Origin of the sequence: Pantoea sp. JV6 (genome assembly GCF_025910055.1) — a bacterium.
GTDB classification, from domain to species: domain Bacteria; phylum Pseudomonadota; class Gammaproteobacteria; order Enterobacterales; family Enterobacteriaceae; genus Pantoea; species Pantoea agglomerans.
In genome coordinates, this window is sequence record NZ_JAPCIM010000022.1 from 47,871 (window position 1) to 73,589 (window position 25,719).

Consider the following 25,719-nt stretch of genomic DNA (forward strand, 5'->3'; position numbering starts at 1 on the left):
CGGCCGCTGCGCCGGGCGACCAGCTAAAAGGAAAACCATGCCGATACAAATTTTACCGCCCCAACTGGCAAACCAGATTGCGGCGGGTGAAGTGGTTGAACGTCCTGCATCGGTTGTAAAAGAGCTGGTGGAGAACAGCCTGGATGCTGGTGCAACGCGCATTGACGTTGATATTGAAAAGGGGGGCGCAAAGCTTATCCGCATTCGTGACAACGGCTGCGGCATCGTGAAAAGCGAGCTGTCGATGGCGCTGGCCCGACACGCCACCAGTAAAATCGCCTCACTGGATGACCTGGAAGCGATCATGAGCCTGGGTTTTCGCGGTGAAGCGCTCGCCAGTATCAGTTCTGTCTCCCGCCTGACCTTAACCTCACGTACCGCCGATCAAACCGAAGCCTGGCAGGCCTATGCGGAAGGGCGTGATATGACGGTAACGGTTAAACCGGCTGCGCATCCCTGTGGGACCACGCTCGAAGTGCTGGATCTGTTTTATAACACCCCGGCGCGCCGCAAATTTATGCGCACAGAGAAAACCGAGTTCGGTCATATCGACGAAGTGATCCGTCGTATTGCACTGGCGCGTTTTGATGTCGCGCTTTCACTGAGCCACAACGGCAAAATGATGCGTCAGTATCGGGCCGTCAGCGAGGAGAGCCAGCGCGAACGGCGACTGGCAGCTATCTGCGGCACCACGTTTATTCAGCATGCGCTGCGAATTGACTGGCAGCATGATGATCTCTCGCTGCGCGGCTGGGTCGCCGATCCCGCCGGTTCGCGCCAGGTCACCGAGTTACAATATTGCTACGTCAATGGCCGGATGATGCGCGACAAGCTGATTAATCACGCTATTCGCCAGGCTTTCCAGACCCAGCTCCAGGATGACCAGCAGCCCGCTTACGTGCTCTATCTGGAGATCGATCCGCATCAGGTGGATGTCAACGTTCACCCGGCCAAGCATGAAGTGCGTTTTCATCAGTCACGCCTGGTGCATGATTTTATTTATCAGGGCGTGGTCAGCGCGTTACAGGCGATAGCGTCACCCATTTTGCCTGCGCTGCAGGCAGAAGAAGCCGCACCGCGCTGGCAGCCGGAAAACCGTCAGGCGGCGGGGAGGAATCATTTTGCGCAGCCTGCAGCGCCCGCCAGCGAGAATCAATCTTCAGCCTCCACGCGGCAAACACCGCCCGCAGCGGCGCCGGCCTGGCAAAACAAAGAGAACGTGTATCGTCAGCGTGAAGGCGCGGTTTATCAGCAGTTGCTGAAAACGCCTGTCAGCGCCACGCCGCCGCCAAAAAACCGTGAACCGGCACTGCGTCCGGCCGAAAAACCCTCGCCGCTGGCCGCGCATGCCCAGAGCTTTGGCCGGGTACTGACCGTGTTGCAAAACCACTATGCGCTGCTGGAGCAGGATCAGAAGTTAATGCTGATGGCGCTGCCGGTCGCGGCGCGCTGGCTGAAACAGGCGCAGCTTGAACCGGGTGAGGAAGGGCTTAAACCGCAACCCCTGCTGATTCCGGTGCGGCTCAAAATCGCCCTGGATGAACGGCAGGCCGCAAAAGAAAAGAGCAGCCTGCTCAATCAGATGGGTATTGATCTTCAGCCCGAAGGTGACCACGTGACCTTACGCGCGGTGCCTTTACCGTTACGAACACAAAATTTACAAATCTTGATTCCTGAGCTGTTAGGCTATCTCGCCCGGCAGCAGGAGATCTCTGCGACGCAACTGGCCCAGTGGCTGGCGCGGCGTCAGGATACAGAGTCCTCCGACTGGAATCACTCACAGGCGATCAACCTGCTGGCAGAGCTTGAACGGCTTTGCCCACAGCTGCTGAAATCGCCGCCTTCAGGCTTATTACAGCCCATAGAGATTGAGAGCGCGATCAACGCGTTGAAGCATGAGTGAATTAAACCAGGCTGGCCGGCCAAAGGCTATTTTTTTGATGGGACCCACGGCTTCTGGCAAGACTGCTTTAGCAATTGAATTGCGTAAGCGGTTACCAGTGGAACTAATCAGCGTAGACTCTGCCTTAATCTATCGTCAGATGGATATTGGTACGGCGAAACCGTCGGCTGAGGAGTTAGCAGTGGCACCCCATCGTCTGCTCGACATTCGCGATCCCGCTGAAGCCTATTCGGCAGCGGAGTTCCGGCGGGATGCTTTAGCAGAAATGGCGGATATCGTTGAAGCCGGACGAATACCGTTGCTTGTTGGTGGAACCATGCTCTACTTCAAGGCGTTACTTGAAGGATTGTCGCCGTTGCCCTCGGCCGATCCCGACGTTCGTCAGCGGATAGAGCAAACGGCGCGTGAAAAAGGCTGGGAAGCTTTACACCGCCAGCTGTGTGAAATCGACCCGGTTGCCGGCAGTCGTATTCATCCGAATGATCCGCAGAGACTTTCGCGAGCACTGGAAGTTTTTTTTATTTCGGGTAAAACTTTAACGGAACTGACAAAAACATCCGGTGAAGCGTTACCCTACGACGTGCAACAGTTTGCCATCGCCCCCGCGAGCCGTGAATTGCTGCACCAGCGCATCGCGTTGCGTTTTGAGCAGATGTTGGCGTCAGGATTTGAAGCGGAGTCTCGGGCCCTTTTTGCACGAGGTGATTTGCATACGGACATGCCTTCCATTCGTTGTGTTGGCTATCGTCAGATGTGGTCTTATTTATCGGGCGAAATCGATTACAGCGAGATGGTTTATCGGGGAATTTGCGCAACCCGGCAGCTTGCTAAGCGACAGATGACCTGGTTACGCGGTTGGGAAAATGTTCACTGGCTTGACAGTGACGAGCCCCGGCTGGCGCGTGATACAGTGTTACAGGTTCTTAGTGCGAAGCATGGGTGATTGTGTACAATTGATGGGTTATCGTGCGCAAATTTTTACGCAGTTTTTTTCAGAACCATAGGTTCTACTTGCAACAAACAACAAGCATATAAGGAAAAGATAGAATGGCTAAGGGGCAATCATTACAAGACCCGTTTTTGAACGCACTGCGTCGTGAACGTGTTCCGGTTTCGATTTATCTGGTTAACGGTATTAAGTTGCAGGGTCAGATTGAGTCATTTGATCAGTTCGTCATTTTGTTGAAAAACACGGTGAGTCAGATGGTGTATAAGCACGCCATTTCTACCGTTGTTCCTTCACGCCCGGTTTCTCACCATAGCAATAATACCGGTGGCGGCAGCAACAATTACCATCATGGCGGCAGCAACACAACTGCGCAGCCACAGCCACAACAAGACGGTGATAACGCAGAATAACGCGTCACCGTACAGCCAGGAACGGAGAACAGCGGTTTTCCGTCCTGGTCTTTTATTTAGCGAGGTTATAGCTTGTTTGACCGTTATGAAGCCGGTGAGCAGGCCGTACTGGTACACATCTGGTTCTCCCAAGACAAAGAAGTAGAAGATTTGCAGGAGTTTGAAACCCTGGTCTCTTCTGCTGGCGTTGAGGCGCTGCAAGTGGTTACTGGCAGCCGCAAAGCGCCACACCCCAAGTATTTTGTCGGTGAAGGAAAGGCCGTTGAAATTGCCGATGCGGTAAAAACAACAGGAGCATCGGTCGTATTATTCGATCATGCCCTTACGCCCGCTCAGGAAAGAAACCTCGAGCGCCTGTGCGAATGCCGGGTCATTGATCGCACCGGTTTAATTCTGGATATCTTTGCCCAACGCGCACGTACCCACGAAGGTAAATTGCAGGTTGAGCTGGCACAGCTGCGCCATCTTGCGACACGTCTGGTGCGCGGCTGGACCCACCTTGAACGCCAGAAAGGCGGGATTGGTTTACGTGGCCCGGGTGAAACGCAGTTAGAAACGGACCGCCGACTGCTGCGCGGCCGTATCAGTCAGATTTTGTCTCGTCTTGAGCGAGTTGAAAAACAGCGTGAGCAGGGACGTCAGTCACGCGCCAAAGCGGATGTGCCAACGGTTTCGCTGGTGGGTTACACCAACGCCGGCAAGTCGACCCTCTTTAACGCCATGACCTCCGCCAATGTCTTTGCCGCAGACCAGCTGTTTGCGACGCTCGACCCCACACTGCGTCGTCTGAATGTTGCTGATGTCGGGGACGTGGTACTGGCGGATACGGTAGGCTTTATTCGCCATCTTCCTCACGATCTGGTTGCCGCTTTTAAAGCCACGCTGCAGGAGACACGTCAGGCGACGCTGTTAATGCACGTGATTGATGGGGCTGACCTTCGCGTCACGGAAAATATCGCTGCTGTCGATGCCGTACTGGAAGAGATTGAAGCGGACGAAATCCCGACGTTACTGGTGATGAATAAAATCGATATGCTCGACGGATTCGAACCGCGTATCGATCGTAACGAAGAGAACCTGCCAATCCGCGTCTGGCTTTCCGCCCAGACAGGCGCAGGCATTCCGTTGCTATGGCAGGCGCTGTCTGAGCGTCTGGCGGGTGAAATAGCCCAGCACGCATTACGTCTGCCACCGGAAGCGGGGCGACTTCGCAGCCGTTTCTATCAGCTGCAGGCGATTGAGAAAGAGTGGAATGAAGAAGACGGCAGTGTAGGATTGCAGATTCGTATGCCCATTATTGAGTGGATGCGTTTATGTAAGCAGGAACCGTCGCTGACCAGTTACATTGTTTGATATTGCCCAAACGCATTTACCTTAAAAATTGAAGATTGTCGCACTTTCTTTGCAGACCCGAATACGCTGGCGTTACCCGAGTATTTTGGATTTCAGCAAGGCGGCAACTGAGTGAATCCCCGGGAGCTTACGCAGGTAAGTGACCGGGGTGAGCGAAGGCAGCTAACACCGCTGCAATCCGAAAGCTGAAGGGTAAAAATCGTAATTACAATAAATGGAGTAGAAACATGGCGTGGAATCAGCCCGGAAATAACGGACAGGACCGCGACCCGTGGGGAAGCAGCAATAATCAAGGCGGCAACTCTGGGGGGAATAAGGGAGGACGGGAATCCGGGCCTCCTGATCTGGATGATATCTTCCGTAAGCTGAGCAAGAAGCTTGGTGGACTGGGCGGTGGCAAACAGAACGACAACGGTCAGCGCGGCTCCGGCAGCGGTGGCAAAATTGTTGGTATCGTGGCTGTTGCTGCTGTAGTCATCTGGGCTGCAAGCGGTTTCTACACCATCAAAGAAGCGGAACGTGGCGTGGTGACGCGCTTCGGTAAATTCAGTCATCTGGTCGAACCCGGCCTGAACTGGAAGCCGACATTCGTTGATCAGGTGCGTGCGGTTAACGTTGAATCGGTGCGCGAACTGGCTGCTTCTGGCGTCATGCTGACTTCGGATGAGAACGTGGTACGCGTGGAGATGAACGTGCAGTACCGCGTGACCGATCCGGAACGTTATCTTTATGCTGTGACCAGCGCGGACGACAGCCTGCGTCAGGCTACCGACAGCGCACTGCGCGGCGTGATTGGTCGCTCTACCATGGACCGCATCCTGACCGAAGGTCGTACTGTGGTGCGTAGCGATACCCAGCGTGAAATCGACGAGACGATTCGCCCTTATAACATGGGGATCGCGGTGCTGGACGTCAACTTCCAGGCTGCACGTCCGCCGGAAGAGGTGAAGTCTGCATTTGATGACGCGATTGCCGCACGCGAAAACCGCGAGCAATACGTTCGCGAAGCCGAAGCTTACGCCAACGAAGTTCAGCCTCGTGCTAACGGCCAGGCGCAACGTATTCTGGAAGAGGCACGCGCTTACAAAGAGCGTACCGTTCTGGAAGCGCAGGGTGAGGTGGCGCGTTTCGCCAAGATCCTGCCTGAGTATAAAGCTGCACCCGAAATCACCAAAGAGCGCCTCTATATCGAGACCATGGAACGTGTGCTGAGCCATACCCGCAAAGTACTGGTTAACGATCGGAGTAATAACCTGATGGTGCTGCCGCTGGATCAACTGATGCGTGGCGGTCAGACTTCATCGGGCCAGAATGGTCAGAAAGGCGCGAATGGTTCTTCGCTGCCTGCGCGCTCCGATAGCAGTGCCAGCCGCAATGAAACGTCGTCATACAGTCCGGACAATATCATGGATCAGCGTCGGGCAAATGCTCAGCGCAGCGACAGCCAGCGCGAAGGGAGAGAGTAATCGATGCGTAAGCCAATAGTATTTTTAATCATTGTCGTGCTGGTGGCGCTCTATGCGTCCCTGTTTGTGGTGCAGGAAGGGCAGCGAGGCATTGTTCTGCGCTTCGGTAAAGTCCTGCGCGACGGCGAAAACAAACCGCAGGTGTTTGAGCCGGGGCTGCATTTCAAGATTCCATTCCTGGAAACGGTTAAAACGCTGGATGCGCGTATCCAGACCATGGATAACCAGGCCGATCGCTTCGTCACCAAAGAGAAGAAAGATCTGATCGTGGACTCCTACATCAAGTGGCGTATCAGCGACTTCAGTCGCTACTACCTGGCCACCGGGGGCGGTGATGTCTCTCAGGCGGAAGTGCTGCTGAAACGTAAGTTCAGTGACCGCTTGCGTTCTGAGATGGGTCGTCTGGATGTGAAAGATATCGTAACGGACTCCCGTGGTCGTCTGACCACCGATGTGCGTGACGCGCTGAATACCGGCTCTGCAGGCAACGATGATGAAATCGCAACCCCTGCGGCTGATGACGCGATTGCCAGTGCAGCGGCCCGTGTCGAGCGTGAAACCAACAGCAGCGAGCCAGCACCGAACCCGAACAGTATGGCGGCGTTAGGTATTCAGGTGGTGGATGTACGCATCAAGCAGATCAACCTGCCGACCGAAGTGTCTGATGCGATCTTCAACCGTATGCGTGCTGAGCGTGAAGCGGTAGCGCGTAGCCAGCGTTCACAGGGTCAGGAAGAGGCGGAAAAACTGCGCGCCCAGGCCGATTACCAGGTCACCCGTACTCTGGCTGAAGCCCAGCGTGAAGCGCTGATTACACGCGGTGACGGTGATGCGGAAACGGCGCGGTTGTTTGCCGATTCGTTCAGCAAAGATCCTGACTTCTACGCCTTTATTCGTAGCCTGCGTGCCTATGAAAACAGCTTCAATAGCGATCAGGATGTGATGGTGTTAAGCCCGGATAGCGACTTCTTCCGATATATGAAGGCGCCCTCTAACGCGACACGCTAAGAACTGATATAACCTGTGGGCCGACAATGTTGTCGGCCCTTTTTTTTGGGTATAAGAATGAAAACAAGCATCTGGATGGCGCTGGCGCTGGTGTTAGTGCTGGAAGGGTTGGGACCAATGTTTATGCCGCGCGCCTGGCGACGCATGATCCTGACGATGACGCGGTTGCCCGATCGTCTGCTGCACCGCTTTGGTGGAGGACTGGTCGTTGCTGGCATGGTGATTTACTGCATGCTCAGCCTGCACGGCAACCTCTGAGGCTGACGTTCAGACCGGCTAAATTGTGCCTTTCAACGCTATTATCCCCAACATGTTGTAGTGATCAAAACTCAGGCAAAAAAGCGCGCAATCGTATGCTAAAAGTGCTGAAAACCACGGGATCAGATGGTAGAATCCTTTTTTAAGCAATCGGTGATTTTGAGAAATGGGTAAGAACGTCGTCGTACTGGGCACCCAATGGGGTGACGAAGGTAAAGGTAAGATTGTAGACCTTCTGACTGAGCGCGCGAATTACGTTGTGCGTTATCAAGGCGGCCACAATGCGGGCCACACGCTTGTCATCAACGGTGAAAAAACCGTCCTCCACCTGATCCCTTCTGGCATTCTGCGCGATAACGTCACCAGCATCATTGGTAACGGCGTAGTGCTCTCTCCTGAAGCCTTAATGAAAGAGATGAAAGGCCTGGAAGCGCGCGGGATTCCGGTACGTGAACGTCTGCTGATTTCTGAAGCCTGTCCGCTGATCCTGCAATATCATGTTGCGATGGATATGGCGCGTGAACGTGCTCGTGGCGCCAAAGCGATTGGTACCACGGGGCGTGGCATCGGACCGGCTTATGAAGATAAAGTCGCTCGCCGTGCCCTGCGCGTCAGCGACCTGTTTAACAAAGAAACCTTTGCTGCCAAGCTGAAAGAAGTGGTCGATTTCTACAACTTCCAGCTGGTGGAGTACTACAAAGAGCCGGCAGTCGACTTCGATAAAGTGCTGAGTGATGTGATGGAAGTCGCTGACATCATCACTGGCATGGTCGTTGACGTCTCTGAACTGCTGGACGTCGCGCGTAAGCGTGGCGATCTGATTATGTTTGAAGGTGCGCAGGGTACGCTGCTGGATATCGATCACGGTACCTATCCGTACGTGACCTCATCCAACACCACCGCAGGTGGCGTAGCGACCGGTTCAGGCATTGGCCCGCGTTATGTCGACTACGTGCTGGGTATTGTGAAAGCTTACTCAACCCGCGTTGGCGCAGGCCCGTTCCCGACCGAGCTGTTCGATGAAACCGGCGAATTCCTCTGTGCGCAGGGTAATGAGTTTGGCGCGACCACCGGTCGTCGTCGTCGTACCGGCTGGCTGGATGCGGTAGCGGTTCGCCGCGCGGTCCAGATCAACTCCCTGTCAGGTTTCTGCATGACCAAGCTGGACGTGCTGGATGGCCTGAAAGAGGTGAAGATCTGTGTGGCTTATCGTATGCCTGATGGCCGCGAAGTGACCACCACGCCACTGGCGGCAGAGAACTGGGAAGGCATTGAGCCGATTTACGAAACCCTGCCAGGCTGGAGTGAGACAACGTTTGGCGTCAAGACGCTGGAAGGTTTGCCTCAGGCTGCGCGTGACTACATCAAGCGTGTGGAAGAGGTAACGGGTGTGCCGATTGATATCATCTCAACCGGCCCTGATCGTAGTGAAACAATGATTCTGCGCGACCCGTTCGACGCGTAATCATTCAGGCCGGACGCTGTCCGGCCCTTGTTTTTCCATTCTTTGATGCCACTTAACCTCCCTTCGCTTGTCAAACCTTCTGCTGGCTTAAAAAAGCGCACGGCCAGACAGACTCTGGTTTATCATCGTAGCTAATCGAATGGCGATCCGATTTAATCCTGGCATCAATCACAGGGCGAATAAGGTCATGCCGCGCCTGAAGGTTCACTGAGGTTACTGTGCAGCTCACGAGTTTTACTGATTATGGCTTACGGGCACTGATTTATCTGGCATCGTTGCCGGAAGGTCAGCAGACCAATATTACGGAAGTGACGAACACTTATGGTTTGTCCCGTAATCATATGGTCAAAATCATCAATCAGCTGAGCCGGGCGGGCTATGTCGCCGCAACGCGTGGTAAAAACGGGGGCATTCGTCTGGGTATGCCAGCTCGTCAGATTGTCATTGGCGATGTGGTACGTAAGATGGAACCACTACAATTAGTGGATTGCGCGTCCTGTTCCATCACGCCAGCCTGTCGTCTGAAGCAGGCGTTACATGACGCGGTGCAGCGATTTTTGCAGGAGCTGGATAGCTATACGTTGGCAGATCTGGTCGAAGGAAATACACCACTTTATGAGATCATCTTGTCCAGATCGCCGGTGGAAATAAATATTAAATGACATCGGAGGAACCGCTATGTCAAAAGATCCTTTTCAGGATAGAGAAGCTGAAAAATACGAAAACCCTATTCCGAGCCGTGAATTTATTCTGGCTCTGTTAGAAAAACGTGAAAAACCGGCCAGCCGCGAAGAGCTGGCTGAAGAGATGAATCTGCAGGAAGAAGAACACCTTGAGGCGCTGCGTCGCCGCCTTCGCGCCATGGAGCGTGATGGTCAGCTGGTGTTCACCCGCCGTCAGTGTTATGCCCTGCCAGAACGTCTTGATCTCCTGCGCGGTAAAGTCATTGGCCACCGCGATGGCTACGGCTTCCTGCGGGCAGAAGGTCAGAAAGATGACCTCTACCTTTCCGCAGAACAGATGAAATTCTGTATGCACGGTGACGTGATCCTGGCGCAGCCGCTGGGTGCCGATCGCAAAGGCCGCCGCGAAGCGCGCGTGGTCCGGGTGCAGGAACCCCGCAACAATCAGATCGTTGGCCGTTACTTTACCGATGCCGGTGCTGGCTTCGTAGTGCCGGACGACAGTCGCCTGAGTTTTGACATCCTCATCCCGCCTGAAGAGACGATGAATGCCCGCATGGGTTCCGTGGTGGTGGTTGAGCTGGTCCAGCGTCCGAACCGTCGCAGCAAAGCGATCGGTAAAATCGCCGAGATTCTGGGCGATGATATGGGTACCAGCCTGGCCGTGGATATGGCGCTGCGTACGCATGAAATCCCGCACACCTGGCCGCCGGAAGTGGAAGCTCAGGTCAGCAAACTGAAAGAAGAAGTCCCGGAAGAGGCCAAAAAAGGCCGCGTCGATCTGCGTAAGCTGCCGCTGGTCACCATCGATGGTGAAGATGCCCGTGACTTTGATGATGCTGTTTACTGTGAGAAGAAGCGTGGTGGCGGATGGCGTCTGTGGGTAGCTATCGCGGATGTCAGCTATTACGTCCGTCCTGGCACCCCACTGGATGACGAAGCGCATCAGCGCGGAACCTCGGTCTACTTCCCGTCGCAGGTTGTGCCGATGCTGCCGGAAGTGCTGTCGAATGGCTTATGTTCGCTTAACCCGCAGGTCGATCGCCTCTGTATGGTGTGCGAGATGACCATCTCGACCAAAGGTAAACTGACCGGCTTCAAGCACTACGAAGCGGTGATGAACTCCCATGCGCGTCTGACCTACAACAAAGTCTGGAACATTCTGCAGGGCGACAAAGAGCTGCGCCAGCAGTATGCGCCACTGGTTAAAGACCTTGAAGAGCTGAACAACCTCTATCATGCGCTGGAAGCCGCTCGTGAAGAGCGCGGCGGTATCTCGTTTGAAACGGAAGAGGCGAAGTTTATCTTCAACGCCGAGCGCCGTATTGAGCGTGTTGAGCGCGTGTCACGTAATGACGCCCATAAGCTGATCGAAGAGTGCATGATCCTGGCGAACATCGCCTCGGCACGCTTCGTTGAGAAAAATCAGGAACCGGCGCTGTTCCGCGATCACGATCGCCCGACCGACGAAAGCATCAAGAGCTTCCGTACCGTGCTCAACGAGCTGGGACTGAGCCTGCCTGGTGGTAATAAACCGCAGCCAATCGACTATGCGGCGCTGCTGAAGCAGGTTGCCGATCGTCCTGATGCGGAAATGCTGCAAACCATGCTGCTGCGTTCGATGAAGCAGGCCGTTTACGATCCGGAAAACCGCGGTCACTTTGGTCTGGCGCTCTCGTCGTATGCGCACTTTACCTCGCCAATCCGTCGTTATCCGGATCTGACGCTGCATCGCGCCATCAAATATCTGCTGGCAAAAGAGCAGGACGAAGGTAAAGGCCTGGTACAGCGCGCCATTAAATACCTGATGCCGAGAGATCGCAGCGTCGCCAAAGATATGACGACAGCAACCGGCGGCTATCACTACGACATGCCGCAGATGCTGCAACTGGGCCTGCACTGTTCCCTGACCGAACGCCGCGCCGATGAAGCGACCCGTGACGTCGCGGACTGGCTCAAGTGTGACTTCATGCAGGATCAGGTTGGCAACGTCTTCAACGGCGTCATTTCCAGCGTGACCGGATTTGGCTTCTTTGTACGCTTAAGCGATCTGTTCATTGATGGTCTGGTCCACGTTTCGACGCTCGACAACGATTACTACCGTTTTGACCCGGTAGGTCAGCGTCTGATCGGTGAATCGGGCGGTCGCACCTATCGTCTGGGTGACACGGTTGAAGTGCGTGTTGAAGCCGTCCATATGGATGAGCGTAAAATCGACTTTGCCCTGATCTCCAGCCAGCGTCAGGTACGTGGTGAAGGCAAAACCGCACGCGACCGGGCGAAGCGTGACGACAAAGCGCCAGCGAAACGCCGTCGTGATGCGAGCAAGAAGTCCAACTTCGAGCCGGACGCCGCTTTCCGGGGCGACAAGAGTAAGCCCGCCGCTGCAAATACCGAGAATAAAAGTAAAAACGTCTCGGAAAAAACCCGTAAAATCGCCGCCGCCACCCGGGCGAAGCGCGCCAGAAAAAAGGCGCAGCCTGACTGATGCGCGCACCCGCCCTTTCTCACTGAGAAAGGGCGGTCATTCATTCATTTCCAAACACTGAGCAGATCGATGAGCGAAATTATTTTTGGTATCCATGCCGTGCAGGCGCTGCTGGAACGTGATCCACAACGTTTCCAGGAAGTCTTTATCCTCAAAGGCCGCGACGATCGTCGCCTGCAACCCGTGGTCGCCGCGCTGGAAGCTCAGGGGGTCGTGATTCAGCTGGCCGAGCGCAAGTGGCTCGACAGCCAGGTTGAAGGCGGTGTGCATCAGGGTATTGTGGCGCGGGTAAAACCGGGTCGTCAGTATCAGGAAGGCGACCTGCCGGATCTGCTGCAGAGCCTGGAGAAACCCTTCCTGCTGGTGCTGGACGGGGTCACCGATCCGCACAATCTGGGTGCCTGCCTGCGCAGTGCCGATGCGGCCGGTGTGCACGCGATTATCGTGCCGAAAGATCGCTCTGCGCCCCTGAATGCAACGGCCAAAAAAGTGGCCAGCGGCGCGGCAGAAAATGTGCCGTTGATCCGCGTCACCAACCTGGCACGTACCCTGCGTCTGCTGCAGGAGTACAACATCTGGGTTGTCGGTACCGCAGGTGAAGCTGACCATACCGTCTTCCAGAGCAAAATGACCGGTCCGATGGCGCTGGTGATGGGCGCGGAAGGGGAAGGCATGCGTCGTCTGACCCGTGAGCATTGCGATGAGCTGATCAGCATTCCGATGGCCGGCAGCGTCTCTTCGCTGAATGTCTCGGTGGCTACGGGTGTCTGCCTGTTTGAAGCGGTGCGTCAGCGCAACGCCTGATCCCCGATGTGATCCTCGCCACAAATTAGTTTCTGTACCAGGCATAACTGCGCGTCATTCGTATATACCCAAAGGATTTCGGGTTGCATTGAGGCGGCAAGAGAACGAATCCCGATGAGCTTACATGAGTAAGTGATTCGGGTGAGTGAACGCAGCCAACAAAAATGCAGCTTGAAAGACGACGGGTATACTTACTGAGTGACATCCGCGAGGAGTGGTTATGACCTGGACAACACACACCGTTTTTAATCAGCCCCATCCTCTGAGCAACAGCAACCTGTTCCTGTCTGATACGCCGCTCGGCGAGGCACTGTCACGCGAAGGCGCCGGATGGGATCGGGAGTGGCTGGCTTCGGTAGGCCGACAGCTGGGCAGCGCCGAGTCGCTGGAGCTGGGCCGGCTCGCCAACGCGGAGCCACCTGAACTGCTGCGCTACGACGCCCGTGGCGTACGGATGGATGAAGTCCGTTTTCACCCCGCCTGGCACCTGCTGATGCAGGGTGTCTGCGCCAGCCGCCTGCATAATCTCAGCTGGCATCCCACAGTACGTGAACAGGCCAGCGTGGCGCGGGCTGCGCGCTTTATTCTGCATGCGCAGGTTGAAGCGGGCACGCTTTGCCCGGTGACCATGACGCACGCGGCCATTCCACTGCTGCAGACTTATCTGCCCGCCGCGTTCGAAGGCTGGCTTGATCCGCTGCTCAGCGATCGTTACGACACCCATGCGCAGCCCGGCGACCAGAAACGGGGTCTGCTGATCGGTATGGGCATGACGGAAAAACAGGGCGGCAGCGATCTGCTCACCAGCACCACCCGGGCCGAGCCGCTGGGGGCGCGCGGCCCGGGTGAAGCCTACCGGCTGACCGGCCACAAATGGTTCTTCTCGGTGCCGCAGAGCGATGCGCATCTGGTGCTGGCGCAGACGCCCGCCGGATTAAGCTGTTTCTTCCTGCCGCGCCTGTTGCCTGACGGGTCACGCAACACCATCCAGCTTGAGCAGCTTAAAGATAAGCTGGGTAATCGCTCAAATGCCAGTTGTGAGGTGGAGTTTCGCGATGCGACCGGCTGGCTGCTGGGAGAAGAGGGCGAAGGCGTGCGACTGATCCTTAAAATGGGCGGTATGACGCGCTTCGACTGCGCACTCGGCAGTCATGGTCAGATGCGGCGTGCATTCTCGGTGGCACTCTGGCATGCACATCAGCGCCAGGTGATGGGGAAAAACCTGGTGGATCAGCCGCTGATGCGTCAGGTTCTGGCACAGCAGGCGCTGCAACTGGAGGGACAAACCGCGCTGCTGATGCGGCTGGCGCGCGCCTGGTCACAACCGGCAAAACCGCATGAGGTCACGTTTGCCCGCTTATTCACTCCGGCTGCAAAATATCAGATCTGCAAAGCGGGTGCCCCGTTCGTCGCGGAGTCGATGGAAGTACTGGGGGGCGTCGGCTACTGCGAAGCGAGCGAGCTGCCGCGCCTCTATCGTGACATACCGGTCAACAGCATCTGGGAAGGGTCGGGCAACGTGATGTGTCTTGACGTACTGCGCGTGCTCACCCGTCAGGCAGAGGTTTCGGAGATGCTGAGTCAGGAATTTGAAGCGGTGAAAGGGAGTAATCGTCATTTCGATGCGCGCTGGCGTCAGTTACGGCTGCGAATAAGCAAAGTCCCCGAAGAGCAGGCGCGCGAGGTGACCCGCACGCTGCTGCAGCTTGCGACCGGCGCTCAGCTACTGAAATATGGCGAACCGCCGCTGGCGGATGCATGGTGCCAGCAGTGGCTCGATCGGCGTGGCTCCCGCCCGCTTGAGACAGCAATCACAGACCGATTACTGGCCCGCGCCTGTGGCAGGTGATGCGCCGTAAAGAATCGCGCTGGCGTACCAGAGACCGGGCATTACCGTTTCACTCAGCGCCACGATCTGATAGTAAGCCGCACCGGCCTGGTTAGCCCGGGTGGCCACGGCCCGCCCGGCATCATCCGGTGAGCCGCGCACGTTAACGGTAATATTGCCCAGCTTCGGCAAACCACCACTCTGCGCCCGTGAAATCTCCTGCGCCTGTTGCGTCGGCGCGGGCGGTGCTTTTGGCGTGGTCTCAAGCGCGGAACAGCCTGCCAGCAGCAGGCTTATCACCAGTAAATAAGCGAAACGCATAGCAAAACCCTCTTTCAGGACGAAGCATTAAGTGTATGCCATCGCCCTGAATGACGTCAGGATTTAAGGCTGAATACGCTTACCAGCTGGGTCAGGTGATGCCCTTTATCACTCAGGTTCTGCGCGCTGTTTTCCGCCTGTGTCACCAGTTCGCTGTTCTGGTGAGTCGCCTGGCTGATCTGGTTCATCGCCAGATTAACCTGGCCGATTCCTGCCGCCTGCTGCTGCGCCGCCACGTTGATCTCGCCCATCAGCGCCTGCACCTGCTCGATGTGGGTCACAATGTCGCTCATCGCATCGCGCGTCTGCTCAGATAATTGATGGCCTTCCGCCACGTTGCTGATGGAGGTCGCAATCAGTCCATCAATCTCTTTAGCGGCCTGCGCAGAACGCTGTGCCAGCGCACGCACTTCTGCGGCCACCACGGCAAAGCCACGGCCCTGTTCCCCGGCACGTGCCGCTTCAACGGCGGCATTCAGCGCCAGGATATTGGTCTGGAAGGCGATCGACTCAATCACGTGGGTGATATCAGCAATGCTTTGTGATGAAACCTTAATCGCCGACATGGTGTTGACCGAGCGCACCACCGTCTGGCTGCCGTGACTGACGATATCGCTGGCTTCGGCCACCAGTGACATCGCCTGACGCAGGCTGTCTGCGGTGTGTTCAACCGTCGCGCCAAACTGCTCCATGCTGGCAGAGGTCTGCTCCACGCTGCTGGCCTGACGCCCGATCTGCTCGCTGATGTTATGACTGCTGGCCGCGATGGTGTCCGTGCCGTCGCTGATCTCCTGCGCCGCGCCGCGCACCTGGCTGACGATTTTCTCCAGACCATCGCCAATGCCGTTGATCGCAACGATCAACTGGCCCACTTCATCGCGACGCTGGGTATCCATATGGACCTGCAGATTCCCGGCGGCATACTGCTCCGCCAGATGGATCACCTGCTGCAGCGGACGGGTAATCGCCCGACGGCTGTACCAGACAAACCCCAGCGCAAAGACCACCACCAGAATCAGTCCGGTTATCAGGAAAAGGTTACGGCTATGCGTAATCGGGGCGAGCAGGCTTTCACGGTTAACTTCGCCGGCAATCACCCAGTTCCAGCCCGGCAGCTGCTGCCATGCCAGAATCTGGTGCTCGCCGTTAATCTCTGCCTGCAGCATGCCCTGCGGCTGAGTCAGCAGCGGCTGGAGTGTCGCGTCATCCCAGGCGGGTCGTTTTCCTTCGTCGTGCTGATCGAACAGATACTCTCCCTGCGTCTTACCGGGCGTGCCGTTGAGCACAAAGAAATGACCACTATCACCCAGCTTGCGTGCCAGGATTTTTTCACGCATCAGCGCATACTGCTTATCAATGCCAACGCCGACAAACAGGATGGCGACAACCTTGCCACTCTCATCTTTTACCGGCTGATATTGTGTGATGTAGCGATGGCCGAACAGCGTCGCCAGCCCCTGATAGACGTCGCCCTGACTGACGCTTTTCCAGGCGGCGCCGTTGCGGTCAAGCTGCGTACCGATTGCGCGACTGCCATCCTGCTTTTTCAGCGAGGTGGAAATACGGATAAAATCATCGCCATCACGCACAAAAATGGTCGCCACGGCGGCGGTGCGTTCGGTGAAATCGTCTACCGCGGTCTGGTCGAGGTTCAGCGTTTTTAACCCGGCGCGCAGCACCGGCGTCGAGAAGGCACCGACCTGCACCCGGGAGCCTTCATCCAGGCTAAAACGCTTAGGCAGGAAACTGGTAAACAGACTGGTGTAGTGAGCCACCTCTTCGGTGAGGGTGGCGTTGAACATAGTGGCCATTTCACTGATGCCCTGCACCTGGTTTTGCATGTCATCGATGGCGAGATTTTCCAGCTGCCGCGAAGCGGTGTGGCTCTGGGTTAGCGTCAGAACCAGCAACAATAACGCTACGCTGAGAGACGTCAGTACAGACAGCTTAACTCCAAGACTCAGGCCGCTGAGAGAGAGACGCTTCATAAATTACCTTTGATCAAGTTAGGGGGACACAACATCAACGGCAACGCGCGGGAAAAGTTTAGGCCGAAATCTGGCGACTAAACGCAGCAGGGGATTTCGTAAATTAACCCGCAGACGTACACTCAATCGGCACGCCTTGCCCCTTCTCAGGAGAGACCATGATTGAACTCACCACAGAAACGCTGGCCGGTATCGAATGCCTGCACGCCACGCCTGCCGGACAACGGCATCAGCCACTGCCTACCGTGCTGTTTTATCACGGCTTTACCTCTTCAAAAGAGGTCTACGCCTACTTCGCTGTCGCGCTGGCACAGGCGGGGTTCCGGGCGGTGATGCCGGATGCAGATCTGCACGGCGCGCGCTATCACGGTGATGCCGATGCACGCCTTGGCCGCTTCTGGGAGATTCTGAAACAGAACATTGATGAGCTGCAGCAGCTGGAATCGGCGCTGCGCGCTGACGATCTGATCGCCGGCGAGCGTTTTGCGGTGGCGGGCGCGTCGATGGGCGGCATGACGGCGCTGGGCGCGATGGCGCGTTATCCGCAGATTCAGAGCGTCGCCTGCCTGATGGGATCGGGCTATTTTATGCAGCTCAGTCAGTCGCTCTTTCCGCCGCTGGTAGCCGACACGCCTGAGCAGCAAGCGCAGTTTGCTGCCCGCATGGCACCGCTGGCCGACTACGATCCCTGCAACCGGCTGGAGGCACTGGCAAACCGTCCGCTGCTGTTGTGGCATGGTGAGGCGGATGAGGTGGTGCCCTGGGCGGAGAGCATACGGCTGGAGAGGGCGCTGCGTGACAACGGGCTGGCGCAGCATCTGACTTCGCTGTCTGAAAAACAGATTGGACATAAGATCACGCCATCAGCATTGACGGCGCTGGTCAGCTTTTTTAAACAGCAGCTATAAAAATGAGCGGGCGGAGAGTGGATCTGCCGCCCGTAAATTTACCGGCACTTACCAGTGCGCAGACGATTTTTCTGCTGCTCTGGCAGGCGCGTTGACCGGATTCTTTTGTGGCGCATCCAGCCGATTAACGTAGATATAACCCGATGCCGCTTCGCTGCTGTGACTTCTTATCTGCTGCGCACAGTCAGCATTGCTGGCAAGAGCGGGTGGAGACAGGAAGAGACCCAGTAAAGTGGCGATGACGAACGTTTTCATGCCCGACTCCTCACTTCAGGGAACACACTCTGTTAGACGCCGATAAGCCAAACCGTAGCGTCTGCATTAAGTTTAGCGACTGTGCACATTATCGCCATATCGTCCGCCTGAACCTCTTTATCAGCTTTTTTGAACCTTTCCCGCTTAACGCGCTGTATTCACATGATTAGCACGAAAAGCTACCGTATATGGCACGCCGGATGGCATTTGTTGAAATGTGCGCTTGAGTTTAGCCGTCGCCGCCAGTATGATTACGCGTCAATTTTTCAGCCGCATTCTCAGGCTGTGTCCCACAAACGCTCGTCACAACGAACCTTTGTGGGACACAGCCTATAACGTTCCTTGCTTCCATGGGCCGCGGTTGACCCCGACAGGAGGCTGAATAATCCGTAAGGAGCAATTTCGATGCGTCATTACGAAATCGTATTTATGGTTCATCCTGACCAGAGCGAACAGGTTCCTGGCATGATCGAGCGTTACACTGGTGCTATCACTGGTGCAGAAGGCACGATTCACCGTCTGGAAGACTGGGGCCGCCGTCAGCTGGCTTACCCGATCAATAAACTGCACAAAGCGCATTACGTTCTGATGAACGTTGAAGCGCCGCAGGAAGCGATCGATGAGCTGGAAACGAACTTCCGCTTCAACGACGCCGTTATCCGTAGCATGGTTATGCGCGTTAAAAACGCGGTAACTGAAGCATCGCCGATGGTTAAAGCGAAAGATGAGCGTCGTGATCGTCGCGAAGATTTTGCTAACGAATCCGCTGATGAGTCAGATGCTGGGGATTCTGAAGAGTAATCCATCGTGACGGTTAATCGACTTCGCCTGTCTGGCACTGTGTGCAAGACACCGGTTCGAAGAGTTAGCCCGTCAGGAATTCCTCACTGTCAGTTCGTGCTTGAGCACCGCTCAGTGCAGGAGGAGGCCGGGTTTCACCGGCAAGCCTGGTGTCGTATGCCGGTTATTATCAGCGGCAGCGCCCATCAGGTGATTACTCAACATATAACGGTCGGCACGCAACTCACACTCGACGGTTTCATTAGTTGCCATCAGGCACGAAATGGCCAGAGCAAAGTGGTGTTCCATGCCGAGCAGATTGAATTGATAGATTCTGGAGACTAGCCTAATGGCACGTTATTTCCGTCGTCGCAAGTTCTGCCGTTTCACCGCGGAAGGCGTTGTTGAGATCGATTACAAAGACATCGCAACGTTGAAAAACTACATTACCGAAAGCGGTAAAATTGTCCCGAGCCGTATCACCGGTACTCGTGCAAAATACCAGCGTCAGTTGGCTCGCTGCATCAAGCGTGCGCGTTACCTGTCTCTGCTGCCGTACACTGATCGTCATCAGTAATCGGCAACTGTCCATTAACGACTTTAAGAGGATAAGGTAATGCAAGTTATTCTGCTTGATAAAGTAGCAAACCTTGGCACCCTGGGTGATCAGGTTAACGTTAAAGCGGGCTACGCTCGTAACTTCCTGGTACCGCAGGGCAAAGCTGTTCCTGCTACCAAGAAAAACGTTGAGTTCTTCGAAGCACGCCGTGCTGAACTGGAAGCCAAACTGGCTGACGTTCAGTCTGCAGCAACTGCACGCGCTGAGAAAATCAATGAACTGGGCACTGTAACCATCACGTCTAAAGCGGGCGATGAAGGTAAACTGTTCGGTTCAATCGGTGCCCGCGACATCGCTGATGCAGTGACTGCAGCTGGCGTTGAAGTGGCTAAGAGCGAAGTTCGTCTGCCGAACGGCGTTCTGCGCACTACCGGTGAGCATGAAGTAAGCTTCCAGGTTCACAGCGAAGTATTCGCGAAACTGAACGTGAAAGTAGTTGCTGGTTAATCTTTATTAACTGAGCACGACACAAACGCCGGCCCTGTGCCGGCGTTTTTGTTTTTGTGCCTTTCAATCGCCGCTGTTCGAGTTACTGCGCGCGAATAAAGCTGCCGTCTGGCTGACGTGTAAACAGCACCGGACCGTTTGCGCCCTCCACCGTCAGACCTGTTACCGCCCCCTGCGCATCCTGACGGATTTTTACCTGCTGACCACTTTTCAGTGAGCTGAGTGGCTGATCGCTGCCTTCCACCCGCGCCATCGCAAACACATCATTGACCGGCAGACTATTATCACGAAACAGCTGCGCCAGCGTCTGACCGGAAGCGATGGTCAGATTGCGCCACTCGCCCTGAGAATCGGCTTTTGGCGTCTGCTGAGACGGTGAGGATGACGGCTGGCGGCTACTGTTGTTCTCATAAATATCCGCCTGCATCGGCACCTCTTTCTCCGTCTGGGGTGCGACCGGCTGCTCGACCGGATAGCGCAGCGTGCTGGCGGGCCATAGAAACGCCACCAGCATCACCAGCAGTGCGGCCACAATGCCACGGCGGTGCAGCGCAGGCAGCGGGTCCATCCAGCGAATGTGGTCGGTAAAATGCCAGATACGCTGAAGCCATGTCGGCAGGCGGGATGACGTGTCTGAAGCCATTCGGGGTTCCTCCTCTCCGGCAGGCTGCTTTAGCCTGCGTGCGGCCAGCCAGGTCTGCAGCCGGGATACAAGATATTTTGCACGCATCCTGCGGCGTCGTGGGGCTATCTGGCCCATGTTTGCTCTCTTATTCGTGTGCTACAGAGGGGGTGATCCCCCCCGATAGTTATAGTATGGGCAATACCGGCGCGAAGTGCCTGCCAGCATTGATAAAATTGACGGCTCTATTGTTTCTCTTTCCCTGGCAAAAGTCATCTGCGATGCAGGGCATTTTACGCCAGCGGCCTGCGCTGCTATGCTGCCCGTTCGAATTTATCCGAGAGTGAAAGGAACGAAGATGACTACCCCTTCTTTCGACAGCGTCGAAGCACAAGCAAGTTACGGTATTGGTTTACAGGTTGGCCAGCAGTTGCTGGAATCTGGTCTGCAGGGTCTGCAACCAGAAGCACTGCTCGCGGGTCTGCGCGACGCGCTGGAAGGGAACTCGCCGGCCGTACCGGTTGATGTGGTTCATCGCGCACTGCGTGAAGTGCATGAACGTGCTGAAGGCGTGCGTCGTGAACGCACCGAAGCCATGGCCGCAGAAGGTCAGGCGTTCCTGCAGGAACATGCTCAGCGTGAAGGCGTGAGCAGCACCGAATCAGGCCTGCAGTTCAGCGTGATTACGCAGGGCGAGGGTCCAATCCCATCACGTCAGGATCGCGTACGCGTTCACTACACCGGTAAACTGATCGACGGCAGCGTATTCGACAGCTCTGTTGCCCGTGGCGAACCGGCGGAATTCCCGGTAAGCGGCGTAATTCCAGGCTGGATTGAAGCACTGACCCTGATGCCGGTTGGCTCAAAATGGGAACTGGTGATCCCACAGAACCTCGCATATGGCGAGCGCGGTGCGGGTGCCTCTATCCCACCATTCAGCACCCTGATCTTCGAAGTCGAACTGCTGGAAATTCTGTAATTCCGCACGCTGCAACCACCCCGGTTGCAGCGTTTTCTTCCGCCTTATTTCTGCTGTAAATTCACCTGCCACAGAGCAAAGCCGATCGCATCTGTCCCTTTGGGCTGAAGCGGATATTGCGCATGCTGCTTAATAAATCCGGTCGCTTTATCACCCGGTGCCGTTTCAAACTGAATGTCGAGCGGGGTGGATGAGGTAATCGGTGCCAGCCGCCAGTTATTGTCCGCCTTCGGCTGAACTTCACCGTGCGCTTTGGTTTCCGCGCTGATGTAGGCGGCAACCACGGAACGGTTCTCATCCGGTGAGGCAAAGGCGATGTATTTATCTCCGGTGCCGGCAAACTTGCCGCCGTAAGCGCGATAGTTATTGGTCGCCACCAGGAAGGTCGCCTGTGGATCGACGGGTTTACCCTGCCAGCTAAGCTGACGGATACGTGAGGCCTCAGGATGGATCAACTGACACTCTGCGTCGTAGCGTGCGGGCTGGGTCACATCAATCTGATAATTAACCCCGTCAATCACATCAAAGTTATAGGTGCGGAAATCCCAGTTGATCAGCGACTGCGTTTTCGTGCTGTGGGGATCGATCTGATTAAACTGGCCCGCTGAGCACTCCAGCCACTCTTTTACCTGCGCACCGGTGACTTTCATGACCACCAGGGTATTGGGATAAAGATAGAGATCGGCCGCGTTACGGAAGGTCAGCGCGCCTTTCTCCACTTCGACATAGCTGGCCGGATCGTTTTTACGTCCGCCCGCTTTAAACGGCGCAGCAGCAGAGAGCACCGGCAGGCGGCCCAGATCCGGATCGCCCTGAATGAAATGCTCCACGTAGGCGCGCTGGGCATTATTGACGATCTGTACCGTCGGATCGTCCTGTACCAGCGACAGGTAGCTGTACATCACATCGGCGGACTTGCCGATGGGCTTCGCCACAAACTCTCGCGTGGCGCGGTGATCGTCAGCCAGTACCTTCACCAGCGCCGGATCCTCTGCCGCCAGCGATTTCTTCGCTGCAGTATCGTAAATTGGCCGCGCCTGTGCTTTGCCGCTGCTCACCTGCCAGCGTCCGCCCTCATTGTTCAGCACCAGGTCAACCACGCCAAGGTGATCGCCCCACATGCCGGGCATTACCGCCGGAATACCGTTCAGGGTGCCGTTGGCGATATCTGCGCCCTTGATGTCAGCGAAATCCTTGCCGGGGAAGACCGCATGCGCATGACCAAACAGGATGGCGTTAATGCCTTCCACCTGGCTGAGATAGTAAACCGAGTTCTCCGCCATCGTGTGATACGGCTCGCTGCTCAGGCCGGAGTGGGGAATAGCGATAATCAGATCGGCGCCCTGCGCGCGCATCTCAGGCACGTAGCGGCGAGCCGTTTCGGTGATGTCATCGACGCGTACCTTGCCCTGCAGGTTGGCTTTATCCCACACCATGATCTGCGGCGGCACAAAGCCGATATAACCTATCTTCAGGGTCTGCGTTTTGCCCTCACGATCAACCACCGTAGTGGATTTGATGAGGTATGGGGTAAACAGCGGTTTGCCGCTCTTCACATCAATCACGTTGGCGTTCACATAGGGAAAGCGTGCGCCCGCCAGCGCTTTTTTCAGGTAGGGCAGGCCATAATTGAATTCATGATTACCGAGGTTACCGACGCTGTAATCCAGCGTGTTGAGCGCCTTGTAGACCGGATGGATCTCGCCCTCACGTAATCCTTTGGCCGCCATGTAGTCACCCAGCGGGCTGCCCTGAATGATGTCGCCGTTATCGACCAGCAGGCTGTTTTTCACCTCCTGGCGTGCGGCGTGGATCAGCGTGGCGGTTCGCACCAGACCAAACTTCTCGGTTGGCGTGTCTTTGTAATAGTCGAAATCCATCATATTGCTGTGCAGATCGGTGGTTTCCAGTATCCGCAAATCCACCGTCGCCGCCTGGGTGGCGACGGAAACGCTCAGTGCCAGTAACATCATTCCGGGCTTAAACATGCTTGCTCCTGCTGCAAAATAAATAAGGATCTCAAAATAATGTAAAAGCATGACAGATAGTCATTTTAAATCGTGATGGGTATAACGTTTTGGCGCATCGGTCAGCGACGGATTCTTAAACGATGGAGGCGTAGCGGCACAGGCGTGGCGATAAATGGGTAACTATGATATTGATATATCTATAAATTGAATCGCCAAAGTGCCTGTAAATGGGTACTTCAGGCGGAACTGCTAAAATGTCACTATCTGACGATGAGCTGATCCGGCAGCAGACAGACACAATGAGGTGAAAAATGTTAGAGCAAATCTGCCAACTGGCACGCGAAGCAGGCGACGCGATTATGCAGGTCTATAACGGTGCCGCGCCGCTTGACGTTTCTCACAAATCGGATGATTCGCCGGTGACCGCCGCGGATATCGCTGCACACGAGGTGATCCTCGCGGGCCTCAAAAAGTTAACGCCTGATCTCCCCGTGCTGTCAGAAGAAGATCCGCCAGCCTGGGAGGTGCGTCAGCACTGGCAGCGCTACTGGCTGGTCGATCCGCTGGATGGCACCAAAGAGTTCATCAAGCGTAACGGCGAATTTACCGTTAATATTGCGCTAATCGAAGCAGGCAAGCCGGTAATGGGCGTAGTCTATGCGCCGGTGCTGGGCGTGATGTATTCCGCTGCAGACGGCAAAGCGTGGAAAGAGGAGGGCGGTCAGCGTGAACAGATTCATGTCCGTGATGCGCGACCTCCGCTGGTGGTGGTAAGTCGTTCACATGGCGACGACGATGAGATGAAAGAGTACCTGAAGCAGTTAGGTGAACATCAGACCGTCGCGACCGGATCCTCACTGAAGTTCTGCCTGGTGGCAGAAGGAAAAGCGCAGCTCTATCCCCGTTTCGGACCCACCAACATCTGGGATACCGGCGCGGGTCATGCCGTGGCGATGGCGGCGGGCGCGCATGTGCACGACTGGCAGGGTAAAACTCTGGACTACGCGCCGCGCGAATCCTTCCTTAATCCTGGCTTCCGCGTATCACTGTTTTAACGCTGTCTGAGCGCTCAGCCTGCTGAAGGCTGAAACCCCGGCGGGCGATGCTCTCCCCACCGGGGCTTCAGCGATTAATCCTTCAGCAGGGAGGTGACCAGCGTAATCACTTTTGTCACTTCATCCTGCGTCAGCGATCCATCCTTCACAAATTTCACCTTACCCTGCTTATCCAGCACCACAATGGCGGAACCGCCCGGCTGTAACTGCCAGGCATGCTGCACATTGCCCTTGCTGTCGACAACAAACTGCGACCACGGATATTGCTGCTTGTTAGTCTCGACGCTGCTGCGCACAAACATGCCCGTACCGGGAATGGCATCATCTGTATTCACGATGGTGGTGGTCTGATAGCGATCATGCGGCAGCTTCGCGGCCTTAATCGCCTCGATCAATGCGGCATTCATCTCTTTAGCGGATGAGCGACCCGCGATGTGCTGAACCACGCGAACTTTTCCGCCGAGCTGCGCGCTATTCCAGTTTTTGTAGCTAAACTTATCCTGCTGCAATAACAGCTCGCCTTTGTCGTTCACGCCAACGGCCGGTACCCGCATATCCTGCCTGAGGTCATGAGCCATCACGCTTGCCGGTATCAGTAAAGACAACGCTACAGCTGCCAGAATTATTCGCATTGCTATTTCCTTGAGTGATCAGACCAGTTAGTCATTTTACTGCAATAGTAAGCAGGGATGATGCGCCTGTCCTGGAAAGGTGTCAGGTTTGTTATGGCCGCCACAATTCCTTAACCAACGAAGGTTTATACTGTGTTGTGTGAGCCTGATAACAGAGTGTTCTGTAATGATGTGTCAATTCAGTAAAAAAAATCACTTTTAGGAACATTAGTAGGTTTGAGTGTTCTATAGTTATCGCGAATTCGCGCTTCATGGGCTGGAACCAAATTTGGAAACAGCGAAGCGTGCTTAAAAATGTACAGGAGTTAGTCAGTATGAAGATCTTCCAGCGCTATAATCCGCTACAAATAGCGAAATATGTAAAAACGCTGTTCAAAGGAAGGTTGTATATCAAGGACGTCGGCGCGTTCGAGTTCGACAAAGGGAAAGTATTAATCCCGCGCGTCAAAGACAAACAGCACCTGAGCGTGATGTCAGAAATTAACCGCCAGGTCGTTCGTCTCAAACTTGAGTTCAACTAATCATAAG

Annotated in this window: 26 protein-coding genes; 20 read left to right on the forward strand and 6 right to left on the reverse strand. The window is 55.6% G+C overall.

Annotated features, from left to right (window positions below; translation table 11 throughout):
- Positions 1-37: 37 nt before the first annotated feature.
- The 12 genes from mutL (at position 38) to OK412_RS20140 (ending at position 14,636) form a co-directional block, all read left to right on the forward strand.
- Positions 38-1,903 carry a DNA mismatch repair endonuclease MutL gene (gene mutL, locus OK412_RS20085; RefSeq protein ID WP_264353476.1) on the forward strand — a complete coding sequence of 622 codons (1,866 nt, stop codon included), beginning with the start codon at positions 38-40 and terminating at the stop codon, positions 1,901-1,903.
- Positions 1,896-2,846: a tRNA (adenosine(37)-N6)-dimethylallyltransferase MiaA gene (miaA, locus tag OK412_RS20090; protein ID WP_010256112.1), complete on the forward strand. Its 951-nt coding sequence runs from the start codon at positions 1,896-1,898 to the stop codon at positions 2,844-2,846. Before mutL ends, miaA begins: the two co-directional genes overlap by 8 nt.
- Before the next feature lie 104 nt (positions 2,847-2,950).
- On the forward strand, positions 2,951-3,262 hold the full coding sequence (hfq, locus tag OK412_RS20095) for an RNA chaperone Hfq (protein ID WP_010256116.1): 312 nt from the start codon (positions 2,951-2,953) through the stop codon (positions 3,260-3,262).
- A 72-nt stretch (positions 3,263-3,334) separates the two neighbouring features.
- Positions 3,335-4,615: a ribosome rescue GTPase HflX gene (gene hflX / locus OK412_RS20100; RefSeq protein WP_010256119.1), complete on the forward strand. Its 1,281-nt coding sequence runs from the start codon at positions 3,335-3,337 to the stop codon at positions 4,613-4,615.
- Between the two features lie 227 nt (positions 4,616-4,842).
- A complete protein-coding gene (gene hflK / locus OK412_RS20105) occupies positions 4,843-6,081 on the forward strand; it encodes an FtsH protease activity modulator HflK (RefSeq protein ID WP_033769798.1) in 1,239 nt (412 codons plus the stop codon).
- A gap of 3 nt (positions 6,082-6,084) precedes the next feature.
- Complete coding sequence (gene hflC, locus OK412_RS20110; RefSeq protein ID WP_010256123.1) at positions 6,085-7,089, forward strand: protease modulator HflC; 1,005 nt, start codon at positions 6,085-6,087, stop codon at positions 7,087-7,089.
- 57 nt (positions 7,090-7,146) lie between these two features.
- The gene (locus OK412_RS20115; protein ID WP_010256126.1) at positions 7,147-7,347 is read left to right on the forward strand and encodes a DUF2065 domain-containing protein; all 201 of its coding nucleotides are present in this window, start codon (positions 7,147-7,149) and stop codon (positions 7,345-7,347) included.
- A gap of 166 nt (positions 7,348-7,513) precedes the next feature.
- The gene (locus OK412_RS20120; protein WP_010256129.1) at positions 7,514-8,812 is read left to right on the forward strand and encodes an adenylosuccinate synthase; all 1,299 of its coding nucleotides are present in this window, start codon (positions 7,514-7,516) and stop codon (positions 8,810-8,812) included.
- A 218-nt stretch (positions 8,813-9,030) separates the two neighbouring features.
- Entirely contained in the window at positions 9,031-9,474 is a 444-nt protein-coding gene (nsrR, locus tag OK412_RS20125; protein WP_010256130.1) for a nitric oxide-sensing transcriptional repressor NsrR, read from the forward strand.
- Positions 9,475-9,490: 16 nt separating this feature from the next.
- Positions 9,491-11,983: a ribonuclease R gene (gene rnr, locus OK412_RS20130; RefSeq protein WP_061902002.1), complete on the forward strand. Its 2,493-nt coding sequence runs from the start codon at positions 9,491-9,493 to the stop codon at positions 11,981-11,983.
- A 69-nt stretch (positions 11,984-12,052) separates the two neighbouring features.
- Positions 12,053-12,787: a 23S rRNA (guanosine(2251)-2'-O)-methyltransferase RlmB gene (rlmB, locus tag OK412_RS20135; RefSeq protein WP_010256134.1), complete on the forward strand. Its 735-nt coding sequence runs from the start codon at positions 12,053-12,055 to the stop codon at positions 12,785-12,787.
- 220 nt (positions 12,788-13,007) lie between these two features.
- Positions 13,008-14,636: an isovaleryl-CoA dehydrogenase gene (locus tag OK412_RS20140; RefSeq protein ID WP_264353477.1), complete on the forward strand. Its 1,629-nt coding sequence runs from the start codon at positions 13,008-13,010 to the stop codon at positions 14,634-14,636.
- On the opposite strand, the gene bsmA is transcribed toward OK412_RS20140, so the two are convergent.
- Together bsmA and OK412_RS20150 are read right to left on the reverse strand one after the other, a co-directional pair.
- Positions 14,610-14,936, reverse strand: a complete 327-nt coding sequence (gene bsmA / locus OK412_RS20145; RefSeq protein ID WP_172608928.1) for a biofilm peroxide resistance protein BsmA — start codon at positions 14,934-14,936, stop codon at positions 14,610-14,612. The two genes, OK412_RS20140 and bsmA, sit on opposite strands and share 27 nt — an antisense overlap.
- Positions 14,937-14,992: 56 nt before the next feature.
- Positions 14,993-16,924, reverse strand: a complete 1,932-nt coding sequence (locus OK412_RS20150; RefSeq protein WP_033758909.1) for a methyl-accepting chemotaxis protein — start codon at positions 16,922-16,924, stop codon at positions 14,993-14,995.
- 158 nt (positions 16,925-17,082) lie between these two features.
- Between OK412_RS20150 and yjfP the strand changes: the two genes are divergently transcribed.
- The gene (gene yjfP / locus OK412_RS20155) at positions 17,083-17,832 is read left to right on the forward strand and encodes an esterase (protein WP_052271676.1); all 750 of its coding nucleotides are present in this window, start codon (positions 17,083-17,085) and stop codon (positions 17,830-17,832) included.
- A 48-nt stretch (positions 17,833-17,880) separates the two neighbouring features.
- Here the strand turns inward: yjfP and OK412_RS20160 are convergent, their stop codons facing one another.
- Positions 17,881-18,087 (reverse strand): hypothetical protein, encoded by a 207-nt coding sequence (locus OK412_RS20160; protein WP_010256150.1) that lies wholly within the window; start codon positions 18,085-18,087, stop codon positions 17,881-17,883.
- Between the two features lie 405 nt (positions 18,088-18,492).
- Here OK412_RS20160 and rpsF point away from each other — a divergent pair, with 405 nt between their 5' ends.
- The 4 genes from rpsF to rplI are packed head-to-tail and all read left to right on the forward strand — an operon-like array spanning position 18,493 to position 19,933.
- Complete coding sequence (gene rpsF, locus OK412_RS20165; protein WP_003855334.1) at positions 18,493-18,888, forward strand: 30S ribosomal protein S6; 396 nt, start codon at positions 18,493-18,495, stop codon at positions 18,886-18,888.
- A 6-nt stretch (positions 18,889-18,894) separates the two neighbouring features.
- Complete coding sequence (gene priB / locus OK412_RS20170; RefSeq protein ID WP_010256154.1) at positions 18,895-19,212, forward strand: primosomal replication protein N; 318 nt, start codon at positions 18,895-18,897, stop codon at positions 19,210-19,212.
- A gap of 4 nt (positions 19,213-19,216) precedes the next feature.
- Positions 19,217-19,444, forward strand: coding sequence for a 30S ribosomal protein S18 (rpsR, locus tag OK412_RS20175; RefSeq protein WP_002210155.1), 228 nt, complete (start codon positions 19,217-19,219; stop codon positions 19,442-19,444).
- Positions 19,445-19,483: 39 nt separating this feature from the next.
- The gene (gene rplI, locus OK412_RS20180) at positions 19,484-19,933 is read left to right on the forward strand and encodes a 50S ribosomal protein L9 (protein ID WP_010256429.1); all 450 of its coding nucleotides are present in this window, start codon (positions 19,484-19,486) and stop codon (positions 19,931-19,933) included.
- Positions 19,934-20,015: 82 nt separating this feature from the next.
- Here rplI and OK412_RS20185 read toward each other — a convergent pair whose 3' ends face one another.
- Positions 20,016-20,693 carry a LysM-like peptidoglycan-binding domain-containing protein gene (locus OK412_RS20185; protein WP_153020899.1) on the reverse strand — a complete coding sequence of 226 codons (678 nt, stop codon included), beginning with the start codon at positions 20,691-20,693 and terminating at the stop codon, positions 20,016-20,018.
- 220 nt (positions 20,694-20,913) lie between these two features.
- On the opposite strand from OK412_RS20185, the gene fklB reads away from it, so the two are divergent.
- Positions 20,914-21,534, forward strand: a complete 621-nt coding sequence (gene fklB / locus OK412_RS20190) for an FKBP-type peptidyl-prolyl cis-trans isomerase (RefSeq protein ID WP_010256433.1) — start codon at positions 20,914-20,916, stop codon at positions 21,532-21,534.
- A 44-nt stretch (positions 21,535-21,578) separates the two neighbouring features.
- Here the strand turns inward: fklB and OK412_RS20195 are convergent, their stop codons facing one another.
- Complete coding sequence (locus tag OK412_RS20195) at positions 21,579-23,522, reverse strand: bifunctional 2',3'-cyclic-nucleotide 2'-phosphodiesterase/3'-nucleotidase (RefSeq protein ID WP_089414882.1); 1,944 nt, start codon at positions 23,520-23,522, stop codon at positions 21,579-21,581.
- 293 nt (positions 23,523-23,815) lie between these two features.
- Between OK412_RS20195 and cysQ the strand changes: the two genes are divergently transcribed.
- Positions 23,816-24,559, forward strand: a complete 744-nt coding sequence (cysQ, locus tag OK412_RS20200; protein WP_010256437.1) for a 3'(2'),5'-bisphosphate nucleotidase CysQ — start codon at positions 23,816-23,818, stop codon at positions 24,557-24,559.
- A gap of 74 nt (positions 24,560-24,633) precedes the next feature.
- On the opposite strand, the gene OK412_RS20205 is transcribed toward cysQ, so the two are convergent.
- A complete protein-coding gene (locus tag OK412_RS20205; protein WP_022623931.1) occupies positions 24,634-25,191 on the reverse strand; it encodes a YtfJ family protein in 558 nt (185 codons plus the stop codon).
- A 314-nt stretch (positions 25,192-25,505) separates the two neighbouring features.
- On the opposite strand from OK412_RS20205, the gene OK412_RS20210 reads away from it, so the two are divergent.
- Positions 25,506-25,712, forward strand: coding sequence for a DUF1107 domain-containing protein (locus OK412_RS20210; protein WP_003855513.1), 207 nt, complete (start codon positions 25,506-25,508; stop codon positions 25,710-25,712).
- Positions 25,713-25,719 lie beyond the last annotated feature (7 nt).

Excerpts from the sequence above, each read along its gene's own strand:
- mutL (WP_264353476.1), top strand. The coding sequence starts at position 38 with ATGCCGATACAAATTTTACCGCCCCAACTGGCAAACCAGATTGCGGCG.
- miaA (WP_010256112.1), top strand. The coding sequence starts at position 1,896 with ATGAGTGAATTAAACCAGGCTGGCCGGCCAAAGGCTATTTTTTTGATG.
- hfq (WP_010256116.1), top strand. The coding sequence starts at position 2,951 with ATGGCTAAGGGGCAATCATTACAAGACCCGTTTTTGAACGCACTGCGT.
- hflK (WP_033769798.1), top strand. The coding sequence starts at position 4,843 with ATGGCGTGGAATCAGCCCGGAAATAACGGACAGGACCGCGACCCGTGG.
- hflC (WP_010256123.1), top strand. The coding sequence starts at position 6,085 with ATGCGTAAGCCAATAGTATTTTTAATCATTGTCGTGCTGGTGGCGCTC.
- OK412_RS20115 (WP_010256126.1), top strand. The coding sequence starts at position 7,147 with ATGAAAACAAGCATCTGGATGGCGCTGGCGCTGGTGTTAGTGCTGGAA.
- OK412_RS20120 (WP_010256129.1), top strand. The coding sequence starts at position 7,514 with ATGGGTAAGAACGTCGTCGTACTGGGCACCCAATGGGGTGACGAAGGT.
- rnr (WP_061902002.1), top strand. The coding sequence starts at position 9,491 with ATGTCAAAAGATCCTTTTCAGGATAGAGAAGCTGAAAAATACGAAAAC.
- rlmB (WP_010256134.1), top strand. The coding sequence starts at position 12,053 with ATGAGCGAAATTATTTTTGGTATCCATGCCGTGCAGGCGCTGCTGGAA.
- OK412_RS20140 (WP_264353477.1), top strand. The coding sequence starts at position 13,008 with ATGACCTGGACAACACACACCGTTTTTAATCAGCCCCATCCTCTGAGC.
- bsmA (WP_172608928.1), bottom strand. The coding sequence starts at position 14,936 with ATGCGTTTCGCTTATTTACTGGTGATAAGCCTGCTGCTGGCAGGCTGT.
- OK412_RS20150 (WP_033758909.1), bottom strand. The coding sequence starts at position 16,924 with ATGAAGCGTCTCTCTCTCAGCGGCCTGAGTCTTGGAGTTAAGCTGTCT.
- yjfP (WP_052271676.1), top strand. The coding sequence starts at position 17,083 with ATGATTGAACTCACCACAGAAACGCTGGCCGGTATCGAATGCCTGCAC.
- OK412_RS20160 (WP_010256150.1), bottom strand. The coding sequence starts at position 18,087 with ATGAAAACGTTCGTCATCGCCACTTTACTGGGTCTCTTCCTGTCTCCA.
- rpsF (WP_003855334.1), top strand. The coding sequence starts at position 18,493 with ATGCGTCATTACGAAATCGTATTTATGGTTCATCCTGACCAGAGCGAA.
- rpsR (WP_002210155.1), top strand. The coding sequence starts at position 19,217 with ATGGCACGTTATTTCCGTCGTCGCAAGTTCTGCCGTTTCACCGCGGAA.
- rplI (WP_010256429.1), top strand. The coding sequence starts at position 19,484 with ATGCAAGTTATTCTGCTTGATAAAGTAGCAAACCTTGGCACCCTGGGT.
- OK412_RS20185 (WP_153020899.1), bottom strand. The coding sequence starts at position 20,693 with ATGGGCCAGATAGCCCCACGACGCCGCAGGATGCGTGCAAAATATCTT.
- fklB (WP_010256433.1), top strand. The coding sequence starts at position 20,914 with ATGACTACCCCTTCTTTCGACAGCGTCGAAGCACAAGCAAGTTACGGT.
- OK412_RS20195 (WP_089414882.1), bottom strand. The coding sequence starts at position 23,522 with ATGTTTAAGCCCGGAATGATGTTACTGGCACTGAGCGTTTCCGTCGCC.
- cysQ (WP_010256437.1), top strand. The coding sequence starts at position 23,816 with ATGTTAGAGCAAATCTGCCAACTGGCACGCGAAGCAGGCGACGCGATT.
- OK412_RS20205 (WP_022623931.1), bottom strand. The coding sequence starts at position 25,191 with ATGCGAATAATTCTGGCAGCTGTAGCGTTGTCTTTACTGATACCGGCA.
- OK412_RS20210 (WP_003855513.1), top strand. The coding sequence starts at position 25,506 with ATGAAGATCTTCCAGCGCTATAATCCGCTACAAATAGCGAAATATGTA.